The sequence below is a fragment of the Nocardiopsis sp. N85 genome (genome assembly GCF_028882275.1).
GTDB lineage: Bacteria > Actinomycetota > Actinomycetes > Streptosporangiales > Streptosporangiaceae > Nocardiopsis > Nocardiopsis lambiniae.
In genome coordinates, this window is the sequence record NZ_JARBUT010000012.1 from 125,051 (window position 1) to 146,347 (window position 21,297).

Sequence of the window (21,297 nt, forward strand, 5' to 3'; positions counted from 1 at the left end):
CGGAGTACAGGGAAGGCGGGCGCATGGACGGACACCCACCCCCGGAGGAGGGACCCGGAGCGGGTCGGCCGCCACGCTGGGCCCCGCCGCCGCCCGTCACGCCCTCGGCCCCCGGCCCGGGCTGGAGCGTTCCGCCGCCGCCCGGCGGACCGGTACCGCCCGGTGTCCCGGTCGGGGGACCGGGCGGGGTCCCGACCCCGCCCCCTCCGCCCGCCAAGGGTGTGCCCCCGCTGCTCACCCTCGTCATCGGACTCCTGAGCGGTCTGCTCCTGGGCGTGGGCGCCACCCTCCTGTTCACCTCCCTGGACCTGCGCCCACGTCCCTTCGAGGCGGCCCTGGACACGTGCGGCCTCACCGATCACCCCGACGCCCAGGTCGGTGACGAGGGGCGCTCCCTGTTCCTCCAGCACCAGGGCGCCACCGACGTCACCGGTCTCACCGACGACGAACTCGACTGCGTCCTCACCGAACTGGACGCCCCCGACAGCCTCTTCGTCGAGATGGGCCAGACCCGTGCCCTGGACGGCCGCCAGCGCCTGGAATGGGACGGCATCGAGGCGACCTGGAGTTACCACCCCGACGACGGACTGGACACCCAGCTGGTCGCCCACTGACCCCCGAGGACTACCCTGACGTGGCGGTGTCGACCCCGACCGGGGCGGCGACCGCCCGGGGGACGTCCCGTCCACCCCGGGGAACACACTGGGAAGCGAACCGATGACCCTCATCAAGAACATCGCCGACTTCGCCGGCCGATGGTTCGCCCTGCTCGTCCTCGGCGGGGCCGTGTTCGGCCTCCTCCTGCCGGAACAGACCGCGCACATCGCCCCGTACACACCGCTTCTGCTCGGCGTGATCATGTTCGGGATGGGCCTCACCATGCGCCCGTCCGACTTCGCGATCGTCGCCCGCCACCCCAGGGCCGTCCTCCTGGGCGTACTGGTGCAGTACACGGTCATGCCGACCCTGGCCTGGGGCATCGCCCACCTGCTCGACCTGCCGCCGATGCTCGCCGTCGGCATGATCCTGGTCGGCGCCGCCCCCGGCGGCACCGCCTCCAACGTCATCGTCTACCTGGCCCGCGGGGACGTCGCCCTCTCGGTCGCGATGACCTCCGTCTCCACGATGCTCGCCCCGTTCCTGACCCCGCTCCTGGTCCTGACCCTGGCGAACTCGACCCTCCCGGTCCCCGCGGGCGCCCTGTTCCTGTCGATCCTCCAGATCGTCCTGGGCCCCGTCATCGCCGGCCTCCTCCTGCGCATGGCCGTGCCCGCCCTGGTCGAACGCCTCCTGCCGGCGATGCCCCTGGTCTCGGTCTCGGGCATCGTCATCGTCGTCGCCGGCATCGTGGGGGCCAACGCCGACGCGGTGCTGGGCACCGGCCTGCTCGTGGCGCTCGCCGTCATCCTGCACAACACGTGCGGTCTGGGCCTGGGCTACCTGGTCGCCGTGATCGGTCGTCTGCCCGACACCGCCCGCCGAGCGGTCGCCGTCGAGGTGGGGATGCAGAACTCCGGACTGGCCGTCGCCCTGGCCACCGCCCACTTCTCCCCGCTCGCCGCCCTGCCGGGGGCGCTGTTCTCCGTCTGGCACAACATGTCCGGTTCGGTCCTGGCCACCTACTGGGCCCGCCGCTCGCCGAGGAACGCCCCGGTCCCGTCCCCGTGATCACAACCGCCTACCCGGGCACGATCACGACCACACCTGTACTCGATGTCCTCAACCGGACAGTATTCTCCGGGTGATCATCTGACATCGGAGAGTGATGCTTGGCAGGCTGGTGCCCATGCCTCGCATCCTCTCCGGCCTTCTCGCCCTGTCCCTGACCACGACCGGCGCCCACGTCCCCCTCACCCCGGCCCCGCCGCCCGCCCCCGCCCTGGCGGCACCCGCCCGGACCCGCGCGCACGAACCCGTCCGCCGCCCCGGACCCCGTCGCCGCCGACGGATCCCCCACCCGCGCTGTCACCTCGACTGAGGACGGAACACCCTCCGCAGCACGTCCACCACCAGCTGTCCGCCCACGACCAACGCCCCCAGGGCGAACAGCCCGCCCAGCCCGGAACAGAACGCGCCGATCAGCACCAGCATCACGATCGACGTCCCCGCCCCGCTGCCGAAACCCGCGTCGACGTAGGCGCGATCCCGCTCGGTCATCGACATCCACGTGTCCTCGCCGGGTAGCAGGCGCGCCTCGTCCACCCGCCCGGCCTCGCACGGACCGGAGGAGTGCACCCGCACCCCCTCCCGTGCGAGGCCGTCGCCGTCGGGCTCGAACGTCCCGTGGCACACCTCCCTGTTCCGCACCCGCTCCTCGTGGGTCACCGTCACCCGCCCGGTCTCCCCGGAGAACCCGTACGCGGCCCCCAACGACGCCCACTCGTACCCGACCACCTGAGCGCCCACCTGAAGGAGGAAATACGCCAGCACCCCGGCGACCAGCGCCAACCCCGCCCGCCCTATCGGCGAGGTCACCTCGTGCGCCCCCGGACCCCGTCCCACCGTCCACCCCGTTCCCGTCCGTCCGTCTCCGCTCTCATCCGACGCCCCCGGGCCCCCGTCGGTTCGGCCCTTCCCGGCCGCCCCCGGGATCAGGGAAACGACCCGTCCTCGGTCACCCACCGTTGACACCCGCTCACGGGGGATCGATATTCGGGAACCAGCGCGCTGCACACCCGCCCCCCCTGCCAGAGGACCCCCATGCACCGACGACGAGCACCACGCCGCCTCGCGGCCCTGATCCTGGGAGCGCTGACGGCCCTCGCCCTGCTCCCGGCCGCCTCGACCACCGCCTCGGCGCAGAACGTCGTCGAGGCCGCCGGCGGCACCGGCCCCTACGACGCGGGATACGTCACCACCTGGCGCCTGCGCGACCACACCGTCTACCGTCCCCTGACCCTGCCCACGAACGAGACCCTGCCCATCGTCGTGTGGGGCAACGGAGCCTGCCGCGCGGACGGCACCTGGTTCGAGAACGTGCTCACCGAGTTCGCCTCCCACGGCTTCCTCGTCATCGCCAACGGCCGCCCCGGCGGCACCGGCCGCACCGACGCGGAGATGCTCACCGAGGCCATCGACTGGGCCGTCGCCGAGAACACCCGCCTCTTCGGCGAGTACCGGGGCCGCATCGACACCGGTCACATCGCCGTCATGGGCCAGTCCTGCGGCGGACTGGAGACCTACGAGGTCGCCGACGACCCCCGGATCACCACCACCGTGCTCTGGAACAGCGGCCTGCTCACCGACCGCGACGACCACCTCCTCGACGACCTGCACGCGCCCGTGGCCTACTTCACCGGCGGTCCGAGCGACATCGCCTACGCCAACGCCCTGGACGACTACGGAAAGCTCCCCGCCGGGCTGCCCGCCTTCATCGGCCACCTCGACGTCGGCCACTACGGCACCTTCGCCGAACCCAACGGCGGCGAGTACGGCCGGGTCGGCGCCGCCTGGCTCCGCTGGCACCTCAAGGACGACCCCACGGCCCGCGCCGAGTTCGTCGGCGACGCCTGCGGCCTGTGCTCCACCGACTGGGACATCGACCGCAAGAACTGGTCCTGACCCCCGTGCGGCCGCGCCGCCCACCGGCACGGCCGCACGGATCGAACGGCCTCGACGCCGGACCCCGCCGAGGCCCAGGCCCGGCCCTCACCAGGGTCGGGCCTCGCCCTACTCGCCCGGGAACCGGCAACCGAACCGCTCCAGGCGGCCGCACACCCGCTCCGACGCCTCCTCGGTGAACAGCGGCGCGAACCCCGGCCACGACACGAGCGCCTCCACGGTCGGGGCCGGCCGTCCCCGCTCCCACGGGTTCGCGCACCCCTCCGACACCTCGGGTACGTTCGGCGGCCCACGCCGTTTCGTGCGGGCCTGACTCCGAGGGCATTCCCGGAGCGCGTGCCCCGCCTCCCGAACGAGACCATCGAGCGCGCTCCCGCACCCATGACCATCCACACCGCTCTCGGCCCCCATGTCGCGGAACCTGTGCCGTCCCCCACGGAAATGGCCGGATCCGGACGTGCCCTGAGCGGCGGCCCGGCACACGAGGACGTGCGCGCCCCGGTCCCGTGCCAGGTGGGGCCGGTGTTCCGCCGCGAGGGCGCCCAGATCGCGCCACCGTGGCCGGACCACGGAACGCGAGGGGTACCGGAACCCCGTCTCAGGCTTCCGATACATTCTGCTCTCGGATCACCCGTCTCGGTAGCGAATGGAGCGCCACCCCGGGCCCAGACGGTGAAACGGAGCGAACCCATGTCCACCTGGAACATCCAGCCGGCCGAGGTCGGCGCCATCCTCGACACCGTGTTCTCCCACATCGGGGACGAGGAGGGAACCAGCGGCCTGACCGGGGACACGGTCGACCTCGGAGATCACCTGGTCGACGCCGACACCCACGCCGCCAGCGCCCCGATCGGTCAGGCACTGAGCGAGTTCGCCGAACACTACTTCGGTGTCCTGGGGGAGGCGATCGGCCTGGCCTCCGGCGCGGTCAACGGGGCGGGAGAGGCGACCCTCCACTACGTCAACGGGAACCTGGAGATGGCCGCGGAGGCACAGGACGCCGTGATCGCCGCGGACCTGGAGGAAGAGAGACCACCCGGGGTCACCCTCCACTGATCCGCCCGCAGCCCCCCACCCCCGATCCCCGAGAGCACATGACCACTTCCTCCCCCTGGGACAGCGGCGGCGCCTACGCCTGTCTTCCCAACGGCGCCGTCGACCCCTCGCTGATCCCCATCCCCGACGTGGACCCCGACGAACTGGAGACCACGGCCACCCGGCTCACCGGGACCGCGGGCGATATCGGGCGGTCCGGTAGCGACATCACCGCCTCCTGGGCCGGCCTCGGCGGCGTCTACAGCGCACCCGAAGCCGAGACCCTCTTCGCGAAGATGGACCCGGTCGGCTCCCACACGCTCGACGCCCAAGAGGCGGTGGAGACCGTGGCCGACGCCCTGTCGGAATTCGCCGCCGACGCCCGGGAGGCCAAGAGCAAGCTCGTCTCCCTCAAGAGCCAGGCCGAGACCCTGCGCGCCGACATCGGCACGGACGAGGACTGGGCCGAGGACGACGACCTGCGGGACCGCAACAACTCCCTCAACAACCGGATCGCCTCGGCGGTCTTCGACTACCAGTACGCGGAACGGAACTGCGCCAACAAGATCACCCGCCTCTTCGGCGGCACCTACTTCGCGGGGTGGTCCGAGTTGTCGCCCGAGGTTCCAGGCCGCACGGGCGACGGTCGAGAAAAGGTCTACTACGGCTCCTTCAAGCCCTTGGTCGACGCGGTCAACCCGTGGGGGAGCCCGGTGGACGCGCCGCCGGCCGGCGGTGTCCTCGGCGATGGGATGGCCGCACTGGGCGACATGGGCATGGGGGCGCTGCTCGGTCTCGGCGCGGCCTCCGGTGTCTACCGGGACGGGAGGGCGGCCTACCCCTTCGGAACCGAGTGGCAGGAGAACATGGGTGCCCACTTCGGGGACCTGAAGGAGGGGTACGCGACCCTCACCGGTTTCTACGTCGACGGGCAGTGGACCGGCCATGAGTCGGTGGACGAGTGGTACGCGCATTTCAGGGGGCCCGCGGGTGAGCTCCTGGGATCGCTGGTCGCCTACGACCAGTGGGAGGAGCGTCCCGCCTACTCGATCACCACCGGGGTCGCCAACGCGGCACTCATGGCCAGCGGGGTCGGAGTGTTCAAGTTCCTTCTCGATGGCCCGTCAGGGCTGGGCGGTGGACCGGACGGCCCCTCCGACTCCTCACGGGGCGGTGAGGGGTCGTCCGGAAACGGTGGCCTCTCCTCCGGAGACCGTCCCGGTGCCTCCTCACTCCCCGGACAGGAGGGCTTCGGCGCGGGGAACGACGGCGCGCCCTCCCTGAACGAGGTCCGGCAGACGCTGAGCGACCTCAACGACCTGAACGGGGCCGACCGCACCGAGGCACCGCACTCCACGGGGACGGGACCCGTCGATTCCGGTACCTCGAATGGTCAAGGCACGTCCGGAGCGGACACCGACATCCTGACCACACCCTCCGGAACGGCCGATACGACCTCGCCTTCCACGTCGGTCGCAGGGGACACCGACAGGAACGCGAACGACCCGTGGACCGCCGCACCCGTCAACGGCACCGACCCGGCGCCCACTGCGAACACCACGAACGGGGCCGATCCCTCGGCACGCACCGAAGGCACGAACGGAACCCGGTGGGCCGGCGGCACGGGTACGGCGAGCGTCGCGCACGGTACCGGCACGGTCGACGCGAACGCCCCCGATCCCGCCACCGTCGACCCGGGATCCGGCCCCGACGGAGGCGGGAACGGTGGAGGCGACCCCCAGGCCGTCACAGGCGGCCAGGACCCGAACGGCGGCCAGCAGGGCGGCTCCAACAGCGGTACCGGTACCTCTCCGACCGACAGCACCACCACGCACCCGGTGCCCGTGCCGCCGCCCGACCCGACCGCGTTCTACCCCGGGCATCTGGACGTGGATGGCATCCGGCGCTTCGCCGACGAGTCCGAGGTGGACGCCTACGCGCAGCAGGTGCTGCTGGACCCGACCGCCAACCCGCACGCCTTCGACAACCTGCCCGCCGAACAGCGTGAACTCGCTCTCGGTTACACGAGGAACTCATGGATCAACAGCGTTGCCAGGGCCGGCTCTCCCACAGAGGTGCAGAGGATTCTCGACAGGATGGTCGACTACACCCAGAGCAGGATCGCAGCGGGAGACGGGTCGAGTGTGGGGTGGGAGCTGTACGAACTCAATGGTCGCGTCCGTCCTACGGTGGCCGACCTGATGGCCGCGAGTACAAGAACCGACCTCACGGCCAACCAGAGAACTCTGATCCAAGACATTCTTACCGACGGGAGCCCGAAAGATCGCCTCTCCGGCTGGCTGAAGAGATCTGGATACGCGGGTCTGGCCGCCGAGATGAACGGGGGGACGTACCCTGATGCGGCTGCCGTTGACGGCCTTCTCACCGGCTTGGACGCCGCGACCGACCGCCCGCTTCCCGAGAGCGTCGAGCTGGTGCGCGGGATGCACGGCATCAACCACATGGTGGGATTCGACCCGAAGGACCCCAAAGGTGTGGAGGGTGAGCTTCAGACCGAGCATGGGTACATGTCGACCTCGCTTGGTTCCCAGCCCACCAGGGTCGACGGGAAACCCTTCCCGTATGTTATGAATCTGACTTTCGACACCGAGGCGCGGGGCCTGTGGATGGGAGAGAGGAGCGTTTACCCGTTCCAGAGAGAACTCATCCTTCCGAGAGGAACCCAGTACATCGTGGACCGGGTCGAGCCCGTGGGCGGAGGGTACGTTCTCGATGTCAGGATCGTCGGTTATTGATGTTCGGTTTTCTTCTTGTGGAGTTCCCGTGAATTTTCCCTTTGGTGTCGGAGGCGACTACCACTCTTCCAGTGAAGGTGCGGTGCTCCACTATCCGGTGTTCTTGAACGGGGAGCGAATCGCTCATATCTGGTGTTCCGCGAATCCGTCCGAATTTGCCGCAGGGTACATCATGGTCGTCTCGGCGCTGGAATACGAGGATCGCGTCAAAGCCCTGGCGGTCTGGGCTCGCCGTTCCCATGACTCGGCTCGGCAAGGGCTCCCTCCCCGGGAAGCACTGGAGGAGTGGAGGCGGACTCCTGCCCACCCGGAGGCCGGTGGTGTGCCGCGGGACGCGTCTCTTGAGGAGCTGCCGAGTCTCGACGCCTTGGACGAGGTCGCCAACCCCGGACTTGAGGACCGGCCGTTCACATGGGGGGACAGCGGTGAACCGATCCCCACTATGGAGCAGGCCGAGAAGGATTGGGAATGGCAGCGGTGGGACGACTTCGCGCCGGTGACCATCGGGAAGACCTACCGGCCCCGCACCGATGAGCCGGTCCGATACCTTCCGGTGCGCCTCGGAGACGAGCTGATCGGATACCTGTGGGCGTCGGTCACCGACGACGCGGCCGCCTTCCAGTTCCTCCTTCCGGGTGACCCGGTCGGTTTTCGGGCCAACGCCTGGTGGATCGACGAGATGATGCAGCTCCAGGAGAGCGGCGTACCTCCGCTCCAGGCCCTGCGCTCGCGTGTCGGTGCGCCGGAGGATCCCAAGGGTGGTCGGATCGACTCCGATGCCGAGGAGCGCACCGCCCCCAGCCTGGACGCCCTCAAGGAGATCGCCCGCCGATGACCACGGCGCCCACCGCCATCGCCCCCACTGCCCCGCCCCTGCCCGCAGGCCGGACCCTGGTGGCCCTGCTCCACGACCGACCGGCCGTCCACGGCCTGTTCGACGCCCTGCGCGCCACCGGTCTGTGCCCACACCCGGTGGCCGGCGGCGTGCTCATCGAGCTGCGCGACGCCGCCGACCGGACCGTCGCCGCCGTCCAGGCGGCCCGGCACGTCAGCGTCCTCGCGGAGGCCGAACGCCTGCTCGGCCCGCTCGACGACGAGGACGTTCCGGCCCAGCCCTGGTGGGTGGAGGCCCGTGCCTCCCATCCCGACGCCTTCACCGCGCTGACGGCTTTCGCCGCCGCCCTGACCACGCGCTACGGCGGGACCGTCCGCACCACGCCCTCCGACGCGACCGCTCCGCCGATCGCGACCCCCGCACCCCACCCGGCCCTCATCGCCGCCACCGAACACACCCTCCTCGCCGCCGACGACCGACCGCTCATCCCTTTCTCCGCGATGCTGGCCGACGCCCTCGCCACCCACGGGCCCGAGGGGCGCGCCGTTCAGATCGTCACCCCGCCGGGCAGCACCGTCACCCCGCTGCTGGCGGCCTTCCTCGCCACCGGACCCCTGTTCCGCTGGGTCATCAGCAACGATGGCACCCACCACGACGCCCTCACCGGTGAGCCCCTGGTCTGGGACGACCGCCACGGCTTCGTCACCGACACCCACGCGCTGCGGGAACACGGTCCCCACCCCGACCACCTGCCCGCAGAGGGGCGGCAGGCCCCGGGGTGGCGGCTCACCGTCGAGCTCACCACGCTCCACCCGGCCACCGATGACCTGCTGCTCGGCGAGGCCGCCGAACTCCTCGCCGCGCACCTGGCCGGTGGGCGGATCGCCCTCTTCGACACCGGCGAACCCCTCTTCCTGCCCTGGGACCCGCACGCCCTCACCCGCCTGTGCCGGAACCGCGCGCCGGCCGCCTCGCTCCTGCCGTTCTCGGGGATGCCCGACTCCGTCCGCGATCCGAACACCCTCGGCTTCCACGGCCTCCTGCGCGTCCAGCGGGTACAGGAGGGCGTCAAGGAGACCGTCTGCCTCACCGTCGTCCACCCGCCGGAAGCCCAACCCGACCTCGACGCGATCCCACGCGCCGTCGCTGCACTCGCCTCCCGGGGCCTGATCCGGAGCATGTCGGTCGCCCGTCGCCCCGGCACCCGCCCCGAACCCCGCTGGACCGGGTTCCCCGCCCCCGTCGGCCTCGCCCTGGGCCCTGAGGGCATCACCGAACTCCGCGTCACCGACCCCGCGACCGCCCCGGTCCCGGTGAGCCTGTTGGGCCCCTCGCTCAACCCCACCGCCTGGTACCGGACCGGTGACGGCACCCGCCCCGAGGACTGGAACCGCCTGCGCCTGCTCCACCGCCACCTGTCCCCGGCGCCGACGGTCCGCTCAACGAGCTGACCGAGGGCACAGGTCGAACATCAAGCTGAGACCGCCGACCACCCTTATCGATCGATGGAGCGAGGGCCGCCGTCCTCCGGGACCAGGGCGCCCGAGGCGAGCCCCTCCCTGGTGAGCTCCGCCGCTCTGCGGGCCAGTGCCGCCAGCTCCTCCGCCCGCCGCTCGAACTCCTCCAGCGCCCGGAACGCCGCCCCGTACCGGCGCTGGTCGTCCGTGCCCATCTGAGGCACGCGCGCCGAACGGACATCGGTCCGGTGGGTGCCGCTGGCGCTCGTGGAGCGCCGCGTGTTGGCGGCCGCTGCCATGAACCCCCGCAGGAAGTCGGTGTCCAGCCGCTCGTCCACCGCGTGCGGCGCCTCGCCCGCCACGTCCACCAGCCCCGCGTCGACCAGGTCGCCCACCCGCACCTGTGTTCCCGACCATTCCACCGAACCGGCCGCGGACACCTCCGGCAGCAGGCCGTCGATGCCCTCCGCCGACCGGCGCAGCTCCTCCCGCAGCGCCGTCACCACCTCGGCCAGGTCCTCCGATCCGGGCGCCAGGTACCGGCCCGGTGTCAGGTCCACCTCGTCGTCGAGCAGGTCGATGAGCGGTACCTCGGCCCACCCCTGCTCCGGCCACGCCCACGGGCCGTCCGGATCCACACCTGTCAGGTCCCACATCCGCACCGACCGGGCCGCGTCATCGGTCCCGGTCGGGCGTCTGAGCAGCCACAGGTGCACCGGCTGGGCGTGCGCCGCGGCCAGCCCGGCCGGCAGCGCGACCACGTCCGTGAGCAGTCCGCGCCGGATCAGTTCGGCTCGGGTGCGCCGCCCGGTGCGCCGGTAGGCGCACGAGGTGGACAGCACCACGGCCGCCTGCCCGCCGGGCCCGGTGTGCGCGTACGCGTGCTGTAGCCACGCCAGCTCGCTCTCCGCCTTGGGCGGCACCGCCAGCTCCCAGCGCGGGTCCATGAGCAGTTCCTCGCGCCCCCAGTCGGTGGTCGCGGGCGGCGGGTCGCACACCACCAGCGGCACCCGGTGGCCCTCCCACTGATCCGAACGCAGTGCGTCGCCGACCCGGATGTCGGCCCCATCCCCGAGTTCCAGCTCCGACCGGGCGCGAGCGAGCCGTACCGCGTCGGGGTCGATGTCCTGCCCGGTGCGCTCCGCGTCCGGCGCACCGACCCCGAACAGCAGAGTCCCGGTCCCGCAGGCGGGGTCGAACACGCGGGCCGCCGTACGGCCGGTCAGCGCCGCCAGTGCCCTCACCAGCCGCGTGGTCGAACCGGACGGGGTGCCCGCGCGCTCCCCGGCGTTGAGGAATCGCTCGGTCAGGGCTCGGGAGACCTCGGCGGGGGAGGACTCGGCGACGAGCTCCCCGAGGAGCCGCACCGCCTCGTCGCCCAGCCCGCCCCGGTCCCCGTCCAGCAGATACCCGACGGTGTCGGCCAGCGCGAGGAGCATCCGCCTGGGGTGGTCGCCGCGCAGGGTGTGCCACAGCCGCACCTCGGTGGACTCCTCGACCCCCTTGTTCTGGCTCTCCAACCAGGCACGGACGCCGGTCAGGGAGAACAGGGGACTGGACGAGGTCCCGCCGACGGGGGAAGGGAAGTCGTCGTGGCGTCGGCGCCAGTTGGAGACGGCGGCGCGGGTGACACCGGCCAGCCGCGCGATGTCGGCGGCGGTGACCTGCTGTTCGTCTGTGGCGGTCCGGTCCCGGGAATCCATGGAGGTCACAGTACACGGCCGGATATCGCCCTCCGGAGAGGCGCTTGTTTGCGTTGTCAACGCCCCTTTTCGGCAAGGGATCCTTGCCCCGGTCGTCGGCCCGCTGCTCCTCGGGGGCATGTGACGAACGGGTCTCGGGTGCCATCCTCGCCGGGCGTTCGCGCGTCCTCGCCTCCACAAGGGAAAGTGGAACCCGGATCCGATCGGTAGTCGCTCCCCTGGATCACCCTGGTTCCCATTGAGGCTTGCCACACTCCACCATGCTGTATATGTTTGCGAAGTAAACAGCATTCAGGTTCTCAAGTATTCAAGAACTGTGTACTCGAGTGCGGCCCTCCCCGGTCCGGGCCGGCGTCCCGGCCCTCGGCTCCGGGCCTGCCTCCGGAGGTCGCCTGGAACCGGCCGGGCCGCCTTCCCGTTCCCCCCGGACCTCGGTCCCGCGGGCGTACGGTGAGTGCACACCCCGGACGGCACAGCGACACAGCGAAGCGCAAGGGACAGAGCGATGGAACGGCAGTACGTGGCGGACCGCTTCCGCCTCGACGGGATCATCGACCGCGGCAACATGGGCGAGGTCCACCGGGCCGAGGACACCCGACCACCCGAGGGCACTCCCGAACAGGACCGCCGCGTCGCCGTCAAGCTCATCCTGCGCCGCCGCTCTGGCGCCCCGGTCGACCCCGGGGACAAGTCCGTCAAGCGTTTCCTGCGCGAGGTGGACATCATGCGCCGCTTCGAGCACCCGCGCATCCCCCGGGTGGTCGACGGCGGGATGGACACCACCGGCGGCGACCATCTTCCCTACCTCGCCATGGAGCTCCTGGACGGGCGCACCCTGCGCGACCTGAGCGACGAGGTCCCCCAGGTGCCCGTCTCCTGGGCGGCCGCCATCGGCGCCCAGATCTCCGACGCCCTCTACACCGCCCACGCAGAGGGGGTCGTCCACCGCGACCTCAAGCCCGCCAACGTCATGATCACCCGTGGCGGCCTGGTCAAGGTCCTGGACTTCGGCATGGGACGGATCGTCGACGATCCCGACCTCACCAAGCTCACCAGTACCCACACCACCGTCGGCACCGCTCGCTACATGGCCCCCGAACAGTTCCAGGGCGCCAAGGTCACCTACGCCGCCGACCTCTACGCCCTGGGCTGTGTCCTGTACGAGCTCCTCACCGGGGCCCCGCCCTTCGACGGCGTCACCAACTTCGAGCTCGGCTACAAGCACAATAACGACGACATCCCGCCCCTGGGCATGCTGCGCGCCGACCTCCCGGGCCCCTTCACCCACCTCATCGAGCACCTGCTCAAGAAAAACCCGGCCGATCGCACGGGCGATGCCGCCGAGGTCCGCGACACCCTGCGCACCCTGGCAGCGGCCTCCGGCCCCCGGCACCGCCCCCACCGTCGATGCCTGGGCCGACTTCGACCCCCGCGCCCACCTGCCGGTGCCCGCCCCCGCCCCCGTCCTGCCCGACAGCACCACCGTGCACCGGATCCACGACGCCCCGCTCGGCGTCATGGACGTGTTCTCCCTCCACGAGCAGCTCATCTCCGAGTACCGGGACTTCACCCAGGGCGGCACCGTCCTGCGCGACGAGCGCATCGCCGCGTACCTCAAGCAGGACTTGGACGCCAAATCCCAGTGGCCCGACCCCTGGCTGTCCCTCAACCCGTTCTTCGCCTCCGGCGGCACCGTCCCCGAACTCGTCAGCGAGGGCCTGCTGCACCCGGAGACCGCCCGGATCTTCCAGGCGCAGAAGAAGGAGGGGAGCACCGTCTGCGACGGCCGCCCCCTCACCCTGCACCGCCACCAGCGCGAGGCGATCGAGACCGCCCAGAGCGGCCGCTCCTACGTCCTGACCACCGGCACCGGCTCGGGCAAGTCCCTCTCCTACATCGTCCCCATCGTCGACCGTGTCCTGAAGGAGCGCGACCGAGAGAAAGCCGGGGGGAACCACTCCAAGCGGGTGCGCGCCATCATCGTGCACCCCATGAACGCCCTGGCCAACAGCCAGCTCAACGAGCTGCGCAAGTTCCTCGTCGACGGCTACGGGCAGGGCCGCGAACCCGTCACCTTCGCCCGTTACACCGGCCAGGAGAGCGAGGAGGCCCGCAAGCGCCTGCGCGACGACCCGCCGGACATCCTGCTCACCAACTACTCAGCTTGAACTGGTGATGTCCGATGATGTGACCGTGTCGGGCTCCATGGTCAGGCCGGTGGGCGACAGACAGCCGTCGATGAGGTGGGGCCGGTACTGGATCTTCTTCAGCTTCCGCTTGACCACCCGGGTCAGATGCACCAGATCAGCGGCGGCGAAGTCGGCCAGAGACCGTGTGAGCAGCGACCAGATCCCCTCGGCCGGGTTCAACTCCGGCGCGTAGCGGGGCAACTGGACGATGCGCAGCCAGTCCTGGTGCTCCTGGGCGAACTCCACCAGCTCCCGCACCAGGTGCACGTTCAGGTTGTCCCAGCACCACACCACCGGGGCGCCCAACCGCAGATGGGTCATGACGATCAGATCTCGGTAACGCCGCCAGGAGAACGCCTTGGGCTCACCCTTGCGGCCGTGGTAGAGGTGCGGCGTGTAGAAGAAACGGGAGCGGTCACCGGGCCGGTAGCACACCACACCGGCCACGTTGACCCGCCCCGCGCCCCGGCCGCGCACCCGCACCACCGGCCGCCGCCCGCGCGGGGCCCAGGTGCGCCCCCTGGGCGGCCTCAGCTCCTGCCCCGCCTCGTCCTCGAAACAGACGTAGGCGCCCAGGTCCGCCGCGGTCTTTTTACCCGCGGCCACACCTCCCTCTTCCACACCTCGATCGCCTCGTCGTCGCGCTCCAGCGCCCGCCGCACGGGCACCTGGACGGACCAGCCGTGCCGACGCAGCAGCCTCCACACACCCTGGACGGTGTAGCCGGTGTGGAACATCCGCCCGATCAGCAGTTTCACCCGCGCCAGCGTCCACCCCTGAAACTCATCGCCCCACCCGTGCGCGAGCGGGCCGCGCTCCAGCTCCCTCTCCAGGCGCTCCCACTGCCCCGGGCTCAGCCGTTCGGCCGAGACCGGACCCCGAGAGCGCAGCGCGTCCACGCCGCCCTGTTCCCACGCCCGCCGCCAGCGCCGCACCGACCGCTCGCTCACCCGTAGCTCCCGCGCGATGACCCCGGTCTTGGTACCGCGGGCGAAGTGCTCGGCCGCCTGCATCCGCAGCCGTTCTCGCCGCTGTTGCTCTTGGGGCGTGAGTCCGCCCCCTTGCGCGTACCTCATGAGGACGTCGTACCTCGGTGGCCGACCGATGTCACCAGGTACCGGACACCACGAGTTCAAGCTGAGTATTTACCGTCCCGGAGAACGAGAAAGGCGTGGCGGAGGATACCGGCTGGGCTGGTGGCTTCGACTGCGTGCTGGGCAATCCTCCGTGGGACCAAGTACAAGTCGATGCTCGGGAGTTCTTCGCCTCTAGGAGGCCTGACATTGCTGAAGCTGCGAACATGACATCGCGCAACAGCATGATTGGGAAACTTGAAAATGAGGATCCTGAGCTCTTGTGGGCTTACAATGAAGAAAAGCGTGGAAACGACGGGTTCAAGCATTTTGCTCATGCTTCCGGTCGTTTCCCGCTTACCTCTTATGGGCGATTGAACACATACTCGCTTTTTGCCGAAGCGGTTCGCTGGCTTGTTTCTGAATCGGGGAGAACTGCGCAGATCATCCCTTCGGGAATTGCTACCGACTCGTTCAATCAGTACTTCTTCAAGGATCTGGTTCAGAAGGGTTCAATCGCGGCTCTCTATGATTTTGAGAACTCATCTCCTCTGTTTCCGAGCGTGCATCGATCGTTCAAGTTCTGCATTCTTTCCCTGGTTGGGCGAGGTCTGCGAGAGTCAAAGGCATGGTTTGCCTTCTTCTTGTATGACCCGGCTGAACTGGATGGCGCCGATAAGGCGTTTATCATGACTCCGGAGGAGATCACCCTCCTCAATCCCAATACGGGCACCTGCCCAGTCTTCCGTTCTCGCCGTGACGCAGAGATCACTTTGGATATCTATCGCCGAGTCCCAATCCTGGTGAAGGAGGGGGATCCGAATGGGAATCCGTGGGGCGTGTCATTCCAGCTGATGTTCATGATGAACACGGACTCGGATAAATTCCATACACGCCGCCAGCTTGAAAACGATGGATGGAATTTGGAGGGCAACGTCTTCGTCCGAGATGGCAAGCGGATGCTACCCCTCTATGAGGCGAAGATGCTCCACCACTACGACCACCGGTGGGCCACATACACCGAGGGCGGCGGCACCCGTGACCTCACCCTCGAAGAGAAACAGGACCCGAACGCCGTGGTCATGCCCCGCTACTGGGTGGGGGAGGTTGAGGTCTCCGATGCTAGAAAAAACAGGTCATGGGATCAATCTTGGTTTATGGGATTTCGAAAGATTTGTCGAAGTACTGACGAGCGGACGATTGTCAGCTTCGTCTTCCCGGAGGGCGGTATTGGGGATTCGGGGAATGTGATAATTTCCGAAAAGGCAAATTCTCATCTTTTGTATGCCGTCACCGTATCTTTTGCTTTGGACTATTTTCTTCGCCAGAAGCTCGGTGGCACCAACCTCAACTTCTTTCAATTCATGCAACTCCCTGTCTTGAAAGAAGGGGCTCTGAAGGGGGTTTCTGGATTCATTTCCAGGCGCGTATTGGAAATGGTATTCACTTCTACTTCTATGGGGTCATTCAATCGTGTTTTGGGTGACTCGGGAGGTCCGTTTCGGTGGGATGAAGGGCGGCGCGCGGCGATCCGCGCGGAGCTGGATGCGCTCTTCTTCCACCTGTACGGGATCGATCGTGATGATGCGGACTACATCATGGAGACCTTCCCGATCGTGAAGAAGAAGGATGTGGCCAAGTACGGCGCCTACCGCACCAAGGAGCGCATCCTGGAGATCTACGACCGGATGGCGGAGGCTGGGGTCTCTCAGGGCACCCCGCTGGTCGATGGTGAGAACTTCATCTCCGAGTTGACCCCGCCGCCCGGCCACGGCCCCAGGCACGCGCCCGCTTCCTGATGTGACTGCGCCCCGTCCTGAACGCTTCGGGGCGGGGCGCCAGCACTCAGCAGTCGGGTCTCGTCATGGACGCGCACTCCATGTGCTTCGGGTAGCAGTGATGACTTCTCCGACCGCGTTGCCCCGGGACCTTCCAGCTACCTCTTCTCGTTGCTGTCACCCGCGACCACCGAGGGCCAGGGGAAGTCCTCAGGTAGGGCGTCCATGACCACCTCCCCGCAGCGCCGCCCCTTCCAGGCCCCGGCGCTGCGCAGGATACCCACCTCCCGGAACCCAGCCTTGGCATAGGCGGTGCGCCCGGCGGCATTGGGTTCGAGCACTTTGAGCCAGACCATCTCCAACCCGATGACGTGGAAGGCGTAGTCCAGTGTCAACCGCGTGGCCGCCGTCCCCACACCTCGGCCGCGGCTCTCGGGCGCGACGACCAGAATGAACTCCGCCGTGCGCACCTGGTGGTCGATGAGCAGACTGGCCAGCCCGCACGGGACCGATCCGCCTTCTCGTGTGTCGTACACGGTGAACCGGGCCTGGTCGGGTGCCCCGCGCAGTTGGTGTTCCAGCCCTTCGGCCCGCGACTCCGCGCTCTCGGGCACCTGCCGCCCGTACCCGAGTACCGCGCCCGGGTCACTCTCCCACCGCCAGTACTCATGGGCCAGGTCGGCGCGCAGTGCCCCCAACGCGATGCCCTCGACCTGCACCCACAGGACGGGATCGGCGTTATCACTCACGGGACTCCTCGAAGGGTGTGTAGTCGATGATGTCGTCTGACTCGGCAATCGGTCGGCCTCCGACCTCGATCCAAGCGTGCAGCCGCACCGGATCGGTGGCCGCACCGTGCCGGAACACGGCCCGGTATCCCGCCCAGCGCAGGGCGACGGAGGTCGCTGCAGCCTCCTCCCAACATGCCACGCGCAGCGGCAACAGGCGGCCGATCCTCCTCACCGCGTACGCCGCCGCCTCCGCCGCGGCACGATCGGGAGAACCCGTCGCCGTCCGCCCGACCAGACGCCGGGTACGGGCGAACGCTCTCGTACGGCCGAGCACTCCAACGCTCACGACGAGGGACAGCGCACAGGCTCCCAACGCATACCAAGGCAGTGATGAACGGGGAACCGGCGCGAGCGCGGCAGGGCTCTCCCGCGTCCCCCAACTGGGCGAGGAAGACACTCCCGGCCTCACCCTGCCCCAGGCCCGGGGATCTTCTCCCTCGGTGAGGACCCCGGCGTTCACCAAGGCCGCAACCGTCCGTCCCCGCCCCGGGACGGACAGAGCCGAGACCACACCTCCCGCACCTTCCAAACACGAGATGACCTCAGCGGCCTCCCCCGAGAACAGCCGCACCGCCCCCGTCTCCGCGTCCAGGGCGACGCAGGCGGACGGGAAACAGATCAGCCGCAGCTGCGGGGCCGGAACAAGGTGCGGCGGAAGTGCCGTCATCACGCCTCCTTCCGTGCTCGGCTCCGCGTCCACGCGGCTGGAGGGCTTGCCTCGACCGCACGCCCCCACACCTCGGCGGAGATCACCGGCTCCAGCAGCCCCCAGGGGGAGTCTCTGCCCAGCGCCGCCATGTGGAGTTCTCTGCGCAGTTCCTGCGGGTCGATCAGGCCGTGACCGGCCAACCACCCGTCAAGGAGGTCGGACACTTCTGGAAGATGTGCGCGCAACCCCAGGTAGTGGTCGGCATCGGTACCCCCCCTTGGTACGGCGTCGCGTGATCGCTTCCGGTAGGACGTCTCGCATCGCCTCCGCCAGCTGCGGTTTGTAACTCCAGGGCGACCCCCGATCCGTGACACGGAAGGCCAGTGCGGCCTCCACCACGGATCTGTCCAGGAACGGGGCTTCCAGGCGGACCCCGAAGGCCTCGGCGAACTGCGCGTCGGCGTGGGCGGTGTGCCCGATGCCGCGCAACGTGAGGAGTTCCGCGTCCGAGCGCAGGAGGTCCAGCACACCACGGCCGCCTCCGAGGGCCGTCATGGTCTGTGCCTTCGGGGTGAGCCAACGGCAGGAGAACCTGTTCCCGCCCCGGGCCGACTGTCGCAGCAGTCCCGCGGGGGAACGCCCAACTTCCTCAACGTGTGCCTGTTGCCCTCCAGAGACATGTGTGCGTACCCGAAGCAGGCCCCTTCTGCGCTCGCTTGTTCTGTCGGTGCCGACCTGTGGCCGGTTTTACCGGTCATGGGTCTTCCGCTGTTCTAGCGCTGGACCTCGCTGGCCGGTTCTGGACATCGCTGTTCCTTCAAACTGCGTATTTGGCCCTAAGGGTCCCCCTGCGGGCACGGGGAGTGATAACAATCCTGTTCAATATTCCTCGACTAGGCCATCGTGCGCCCTGCCAGTCGGAACCCCGCACCGATGGATCCCCGGTCCCTCTCTCAATCGGGAAGGAAACGCTACGTGAGCACAGAAGAAGTCGGCGCCAACACCTGGGCAGCCATGGACAAGGGCGTCCAGGCTGAGGCCATGGCGGAGGCCATGGTCGGCTTGGAGGAGACCTTCACCATGCTCATGGACGATCTGGCGAGCTACGCGGGATGGATCTCCTCCGGCTACGTGGCCGTACGGGACGAACTCCAGCCCGAGGTGCACAAGGTGCAGCAGAACGGAATCTCGCTCGCCAACAACATCCAGGCCGGCGCCTCGGAGGTCGCGCAGAACGACTATGAGGCGGGCGACCGGTTCACCGAGGCCTGGGGGGAGATGCCCGAGGTGAACTTCAAGGACGACCGGCCTGACGGCACCGAACGCTTCTGACCTCTGTCCCCGACCGAAGGAACGCACCCCGTGTCCCAACGAGACGTGACCTACAGCGGTGAGACCATCGAGGCCGTGATGGTGGGCTTCCTACACCTTGGAGATGAACTACGACCCCGCCATGAAGGTCTCCGAGATCCGTGGCGGAGCCGAGGATCTCAACATGCTGGAACGAAGGATCCTCGGCCGTGCCGACGGGATGAACGACGGCTTCGACGATGCGGCTAAGGAGTTCACCGAGGTCGTCAAGTGGGACATCTCTGCTTTGAGTGCAGAGGATCTGGCCGTCTGGATGGAGGTCACCTCCACACTCCGCTTCTGCGCGGCCATCACTGAGGAGTGGGCGGACGCCGTCAGTGAGTACAAGCGGGAGCGCCGCCGGATCATCAACCGCTGGAACGAGGAGGCCCCCGCATACGAGGAGGACCTGGAGAAGACCGAGGTGGCCTTCAGGTTCGTCTGGATGGAGACCCCGGCACAGAAGGCCGGCGCAGCCCTCCGCGCGCTCAAAGAGGAACTGGAAGGAGAGGAGTCCACTGCTTACAGGGACCTGGACTCGATCTCCATCGACCTCCTCCAGGACCTCAAGAACGGCCCCACTCCCGAAGCCGTCCAGCGCCTCATCGAGAACGGCTATATCAATTGGTCGTACTTCAACCTCGGTGGCGAGGTGGAATCCGCTCCGGTCGAGGTCGATCCTGATGAAATGGCCGAGGAGCTGGTCGATTACCTGGACGATCCCGAGGGATACGACGGAGATATAACCCTGGTCACGGCCGTCCTGGGCAATATCGGACTCGCCGCCATGAGGAGTCAGCAGGAGGGGAGTGGGCTAAGCAGCGACCAGGTCCTATTTCTGACGAATTTCTATGAGGCCCTCGAAGAAGCAGGAGGGGAAGATGAATTCTATCCGGGAGTTCTTGGGATAGTCAATCGGATACCCGAGAACCCTGAGATCGATGAAGCCATGAGGGAAAAGATCCTCGGGGCTCTCGGCGATGGTATCCTCGCACTCTCCAGTGAGAGTGTGGGAGGCGCTTACTCACTTCTCCCCGAGAGCATTAGAAACACGGTAGAGGGACCTGATCCGGACGGAGCCTACCCGCGCACCTCATGGATATCGAACGCTCAAGCCCTTTCGCTGATGATGGAACATGCGAATCCTTACCTGAGGGGGGTCGGCAGTTCTCTGCCAACCTCACCGAGACCGTTGCTCGTGAGCTGGATTCTGCGGAAGGCGGTTCGGAGAGCGTTCCTTTCGAGCCGGGGGAGCTGGAAAACCTTCTGGACGTCTCCTTGCGGAACGAAGAGGCGAATTTCGCCGTCATCGATGGAGAGAACTCCCGGGAGACGCTTCGCGGACTCTACTCCTTCGACTGGCGGGACGACGGGGATGTGGTCGCATCTCTCACCGATTGGATATGGGAGTATGCGGAATCAGGTGGAGACGAGGCCGAGATGGCGGCGGAAGCCGCTGTTTCGCTGATCAAAACGCTCGGAGAACATGAAAGTGACTTCCTGGACACGGGATTCCAGGTCGGCGGTAATCCGAACGCCGCAGTCACCGAGTTGAACGGGGCGCTGGCGGGCAGTTTCAGTCGGATTTTCTACTCCTATATCGATAGTTTCGGGCTTTCCTACACCGGATCCGGTGCTGATTATGAGGTCCTGAGCGTCGAGCAGGCAGAGCACATGCCTCTCTTTGAGGAGGGGGATATAGCTATCTTTGTCCCCGAAGGTCAGAGACAGGGATTCTTGCAGTTGCTGATGGCCAACGAACAGGTTTCTCCCAATGTTCTGGCTTCGGCCGTCGGGCATGAGCAGAGAACGATCGAAGGGGCGATATTTGACGGCCGGTACGATCCGGACACCTACAGCAACGAGTCCGGCAGGTTGAGGGATCTGGTCGACGGAGCCCTTGTCGCGGAAATAGAATCCCGGATCTCCGAATCGGACAAGGCTTCGGAGGAAGCGGCGAAGGAGGCCCAAGCAAAATGGGAGACGGCGTACAAGGTAGTGGCGGCTCTCGGATCTGGCGCAACAGGTATGGTGCCGGTCGCCGGTGATGTCGCCGCCACGGGATTCGACATGTTCACGGCCTTTATGGAAGAACCGTAAAAGAACTATGTTTCCGAGCA

20 protein-coding genes and 2 pseudogenes are annotated in these 21,297 nt (G+C 68.1%); 14 read left to right on the forward strand and 8 right to left on the reverse strand.

The window, feature by feature from the left end:
• The first annotated feature begins 221 nt into the window (after window positions 1-221).
• From PWG71_RS17975 to PWG71_RS17985, 3 genes are all read left to right on the forward strand, one after another.
• Window positions 222-614, forward strand: coding sequence for a hypothetical protein (locus tag PWG71_RS17975; RefSeq protein ID WP_274810950.1), 393 nt, complete (start codon window positions 222-224; stop codon window positions 612-614).
• A 103-nt stretch (window positions 615-717) separates the two neighbouring features.
• Entirely contained in the window at window positions 718-1,668 is a 951-nt protein-coding gene (locus PWG71_RS17980) for a bile acid:sodium symporter family protein (protein ID WP_274810951.1), read from the forward strand.
• A 118-nt stretch (window positions 1,669-1,786) separates the two neighbouring features.
• Complete coding sequence (locus tag PWG71_RS17985) at window positions 1,787-1,978, forward strand: hypothetical protein (protein WP_274810953.1); 192 nt, start codon at window positions 1,787-1,789, stop codon at window positions 1,976-1,978.
• Here the strand turns inward: PWG71_RS17985 and PWG71_RS17990 are convergent.
• Window positions 1,966-2,475, reverse strand: a complete 510-nt coding sequence (locus tag PWG71_RS17990) for a hypothetical protein (protein WP_274810954.1) — start codon at window positions 2,473-2,475, stop codon at window positions 1,966-1,968. The two genes, PWG71_RS17985 and PWG71_RS17990, sit on opposite strands and share 13 nt — an antisense overlap.
• A gap of 225 nt (window positions 2,476-2,700) precedes the next feature.
• Between PWG71_RS17990 and PWG71_RS17995 the strand changes: the two genes are divergently transcribed.
• From PWG71_RS17995 to PWG71_RS18015, 5 genes are all read left to right on the forward strand, one after another.
• Window positions 2,701-3,561: an alpha/beta hydrolase gene (locus PWG71_RS17995; protein ID WP_274810957.1), complete on the forward strand. Its 861-nt coding sequence runs from the start codon at window positions 2,701-2,703 to the stop codon at window positions 3,559-3,561.
• A gap of 690 nt (window positions 3,562-4,251) precedes the next feature.
• Window positions 4,252-4,617 (forward strand): DUF6507 family protein, encoded by a 366-nt coding sequence (locus tag PWG71_RS18000; RefSeq protein WP_274810958.1) that lies wholly within the window; start codon window positions 4,252-4,254, stop codon window positions 4,615-4,617.
• 38 nt (window positions 4,618-4,655) lie between these two features.
• Window positions 4,656-7,352 (forward strand): ADP-ribosyltransferase, encoded by a 2,697-nt coding sequence (locus PWG71_RS18005; protein WP_274810959.1) that lies wholly within the window; start codon window positions 4,656-4,658, stop codon window positions 7,350-7,352.
• Window positions 7,353-7,674: 322 nt separating this feature from the next.
• On the forward strand, window positions 7,675-8,187 hold the full coding sequence (locus PWG71_RS18010; protein ID WP_274810960.1) for a hypothetical protein: 513 nt from the start codon (window positions 7,675-7,677) through the stop codon (window positions 8,185-8,187).
• Window positions 8,184-9,638 carry a DUF6177 family protein gene (locus PWG71_RS18015; RefSeq protein WP_274810961.1) on the forward strand — a complete coding sequence of 485 codons (1,455 nt, stop codon included), beginning with the start codon at window positions 8,184-8,186 and terminating at the stop codon, window positions 9,636-9,638. The genes PWG71_RS18010 and PWG71_RS18015 overlap by 4 nt, the downstream gene beginning before the upstream one ends.
• A 44-nt stretch (window positions 9,639-9,682) precedes the next feature.
• Here PWG71_RS18015 and PWG71_RS18020 read toward each other — a convergent pair whose 3' ends face one another.
• Window positions 9,683-11,347 (reverse strand): HsdM family class I SAM-dependent methyltransferase, encoded by a 1,665-nt coding sequence (locus tag PWG71_RS18020; RefSeq protein ID WP_274810963.1) that lies wholly within the window; start codon window positions 11,345-11,347, stop codon window positions 9,683-9,685.
• A gap of 565 nt (window positions 11,348-11,912) precedes the next feature.
• Here PWG71_RS18020 and PWG71_RS18025 point away from each other — a divergent pair.
• Both PWG71_RS18025 and PWG71_RS18030 read left to right on the forward strand, forming a co-directional pair.
• A pseudogene (locus tag PWG71_RS18025) lies at window positions 11,913-12,620 on the forward strand (serine/threonine-protein kinase); the annotation flags it as partial.
• A 61-nt stretch (window positions 12,621-12,681) separates the two neighbouring features.
• On the forward strand, window positions 12,682-13,515 hold the full coding sequence (locus PWG71_RS18030; protein WP_274810965.1) for a DEAD/DEAH box helicase: 834 nt from the start codon (window positions 12,682-12,684) through the stop codon (window positions 13,513-13,515).
• Here PWG71_RS18030 and PWG71_RS18035 read toward each other — a convergent pair.
• Together PWG71_RS18035 and PWG71_RS18040 are read right to left on the reverse strand one after the other, a co-directional pair.
• Complete coding sequence (locus PWG71_RS18035) at window positions 13,507-14,142, reverse strand: transposase (protein WP_274810967.1); 636 nt, start codon at window positions 14,140-14,142, stop codon at window positions 13,507-13,509. The genes PWG71_RS18030 and PWG71_RS18035 overlap by 9 nt on opposite strands.
• Window positions 14,067-14,612 (reverse strand): winged helix-turn-helix domain-containing protein, encoded by a 546-nt coding sequence (locus PWG71_RS18040; protein ID WP_274810968.1) that lies wholly within the window; start codon window positions 14,610-14,612, stop codon window positions 14,067-14,069. Before PWG71_RS18040 ends, PWG71_RS18035 begins: the two co-directional genes overlap by 76 nt.
• Before the next feature lie 95 nt (window positions 14,613-14,707).
• On the opposite strand from PWG71_RS18040, the gene PWG71_RS18045 reads away from it, so the two are divergent.
• Entirely contained in the window at window positions 14,708-16,408 is a 1,701-nt protein-coding gene (locus PWG71_RS18045; protein WP_274810969.1) for a hypothetical protein, read from the forward strand.
• 137 nt (window positions 16,409-16,545) lie between these two features.
• Here the strand turns inward: PWG71_RS18045 and PWG71_RS18050 are convergent, their stop codons facing one another.
• Genes PWG71_RS18050 through PWG71_RS28825 form a run of 4 tightly spaced genes read right to left on the reverse strand, consistent with a single transcriptional unit; the run spans window position 16,546 to window position 18,382 of the window.
• Window positions 16,546-17,136: a GNAT family N-acetyltransferase gene (locus PWG71_RS18050; RefSeq protein WP_274810970.1), complete on the reverse strand. Its 591-nt coding sequence runs from the start codon at window positions 17,134-17,136 to the stop codon at window positions 16,546-16,548.
• Entirely contained in the window at window positions 17,129-17,845 is a 717-nt protein-coding gene (locus PWG71_RS18055; protein WP_274810971.1) for a lasso peptide biosynthesis B2 protein, read from the reverse strand. The genes PWG71_RS18050 and PWG71_RS18055 overlap by 8 nt, the downstream gene beginning before the upstream one ends.
• Window positions 17,845-18,051 (reverse strand): hypothetical protein, encoded by a 207-nt coding sequence (locus PWG71_RS18060; RefSeq protein ID WP_274810973.1) that lies wholly within the window; start codon window positions 18,049-18,051, stop codon window positions 17,845-17,847. Before PWG71_RS18060 ends, PWG71_RS18055 begins: the two co-directional genes overlap by 1 nt.
• Window positions 18,035-18,382: an asparagine synthase-related protein gene (locus PWG71_RS28825; RefSeq protein ID WP_446725049.1), complete on the reverse strand. Its 348-nt coding sequence runs from the start codon at window positions 18,380-18,382 to the stop codon at window positions 18,035-18,037. The genes PWG71_RS18060 and PWG71_RS28825 overlap by 17 nt, the downstream gene beginning before the upstream one ends.
• Window positions 18,383-18,802: 420 nt before the next feature.
• Here PWG71_RS28825 and PWG71_RS18065 point away from each other — a divergent pair, with 420 nt between their 5' ends.
• From PWG71_RS18065 to PWG71_RS18075, 3 genes and pseudogenes are all read left to right on the forward strand, one after another.
• Window positions 18,803-19,159, forward strand: a complete 357-nt coding sequence (locus PWG71_RS18065) for a hypothetical protein (protein WP_274810974.1) — start codon at window positions 18,803-18,805, stop codon at window positions 19,157-19,159.
• Window positions 19,160-20,272: 1,113 nt separating this feature from the next.
• A pseudogene (locus PWG71_RS28830) lies at window positions 20,273-20,518 on the forward strand (hypothetical protein); the annotation flags it as partial.
• 99 nt (window positions 20,519-20,617) lie between these two features.
• Window positions 20,618-21,277, forward strand: coding sequence for a hypothetical protein (locus tag PWG71_RS18075; protein ID WP_274810977.1), 660 nt, complete (start codon window positions 20,618-20,620; stop codon window positions 21,275-21,277).
• The last annotated feature ends 20 nt before the right edge of the window (window positions 21,278-21,297 follow it).

Excerpts from the sequence above, each read along its gene's own strand:
- PWG71_RS17980 (WP_274810951.1), top strand. The coding sequence starts at position 718 with ATGACCCTCATCAAGAACATCGCCGACTTCGCCGGCCGATGGTTCGCC.
- PWG71_RS17985 (WP_274810953.1), top strand. The coding sequence starts at position 1,787 with ATGCCTCGCATCCTCTCCGGCCTTCTCGCCCTGTCCCTGACCACGACC.
- PWG71_RS17995 (WP_274810957.1), top strand. The coding sequence starts at position 2,701 with ATGCACCGACGACGAGCACCACGCCGCCTCGCGGCCCTGATCCTGGGA.
- PWG71_RS18000 (WP_274810958.1), top strand. The coding sequence starts at position 4,252 with ATGTCCACCTGGAACATCCAGCCGGCCGAGGTCGGCGCCATCCTCGAC.
- PWG71_RS18005 (WP_274810959.1), top strand. The coding sequence starts at position 4,656 with ATGACCACTTCCTCCCCCTGGGACAGCGGCGGCGCCTACGCCTGTCTT.
- PWG71_RS18015 (WP_274810961.1), top strand. The coding sequence starts at position 8,184 with ATGACCACGGCGCCCACCGCCATCGCCCCCACTGCCCCGCCCCTGCCC.
- PWG71_RS18020 (WP_274810963.1), bottom strand. The coding sequence starts at position 11,347 with ATGGATTCCCGGGACCGGACCGCCACAGACGAACAGCAGGTCACCGCC.
- PWG71_RS18030 (WP_274810965.1), top strand. The coding sequence starts at position 12,682 with ATGCCGCCGAGGTCCGCGACACCCTGCGCACCCTGGCAGCGGCCTCCG.
- PWG71_RS18040 (WP_274810968.1), bottom strand. The coding sequence starts at position 14,612 with ATGAGGTACGCGCAAGGGGGCGGACTCACGCCCCAAGAGCAACAGCGG.
- PWG71_RS18055 (WP_274810971.1), bottom strand. The coding sequence starts at position 17,845 with ATGACGGCACTTCCGCCGCACCTTGTTCCGGCCCCGCAGCTGCGGCTG.
- PWG71_RS28825 (WP_446725049.1), bottom strand. The coding sequence starts at position 18,382 with ATGACGGCCCTCGGAGGCGGCCGTGGTGTGCTGGACCTCCTGCGCTCG.
- PWG71_RS18075 (WP_274810977.1), top strand. The coding sequence starts at position 20,618 with ATGGCGGCGGAAGCCGCTGTTTCGCTGATCAAAACGCTCGGAGAACAT.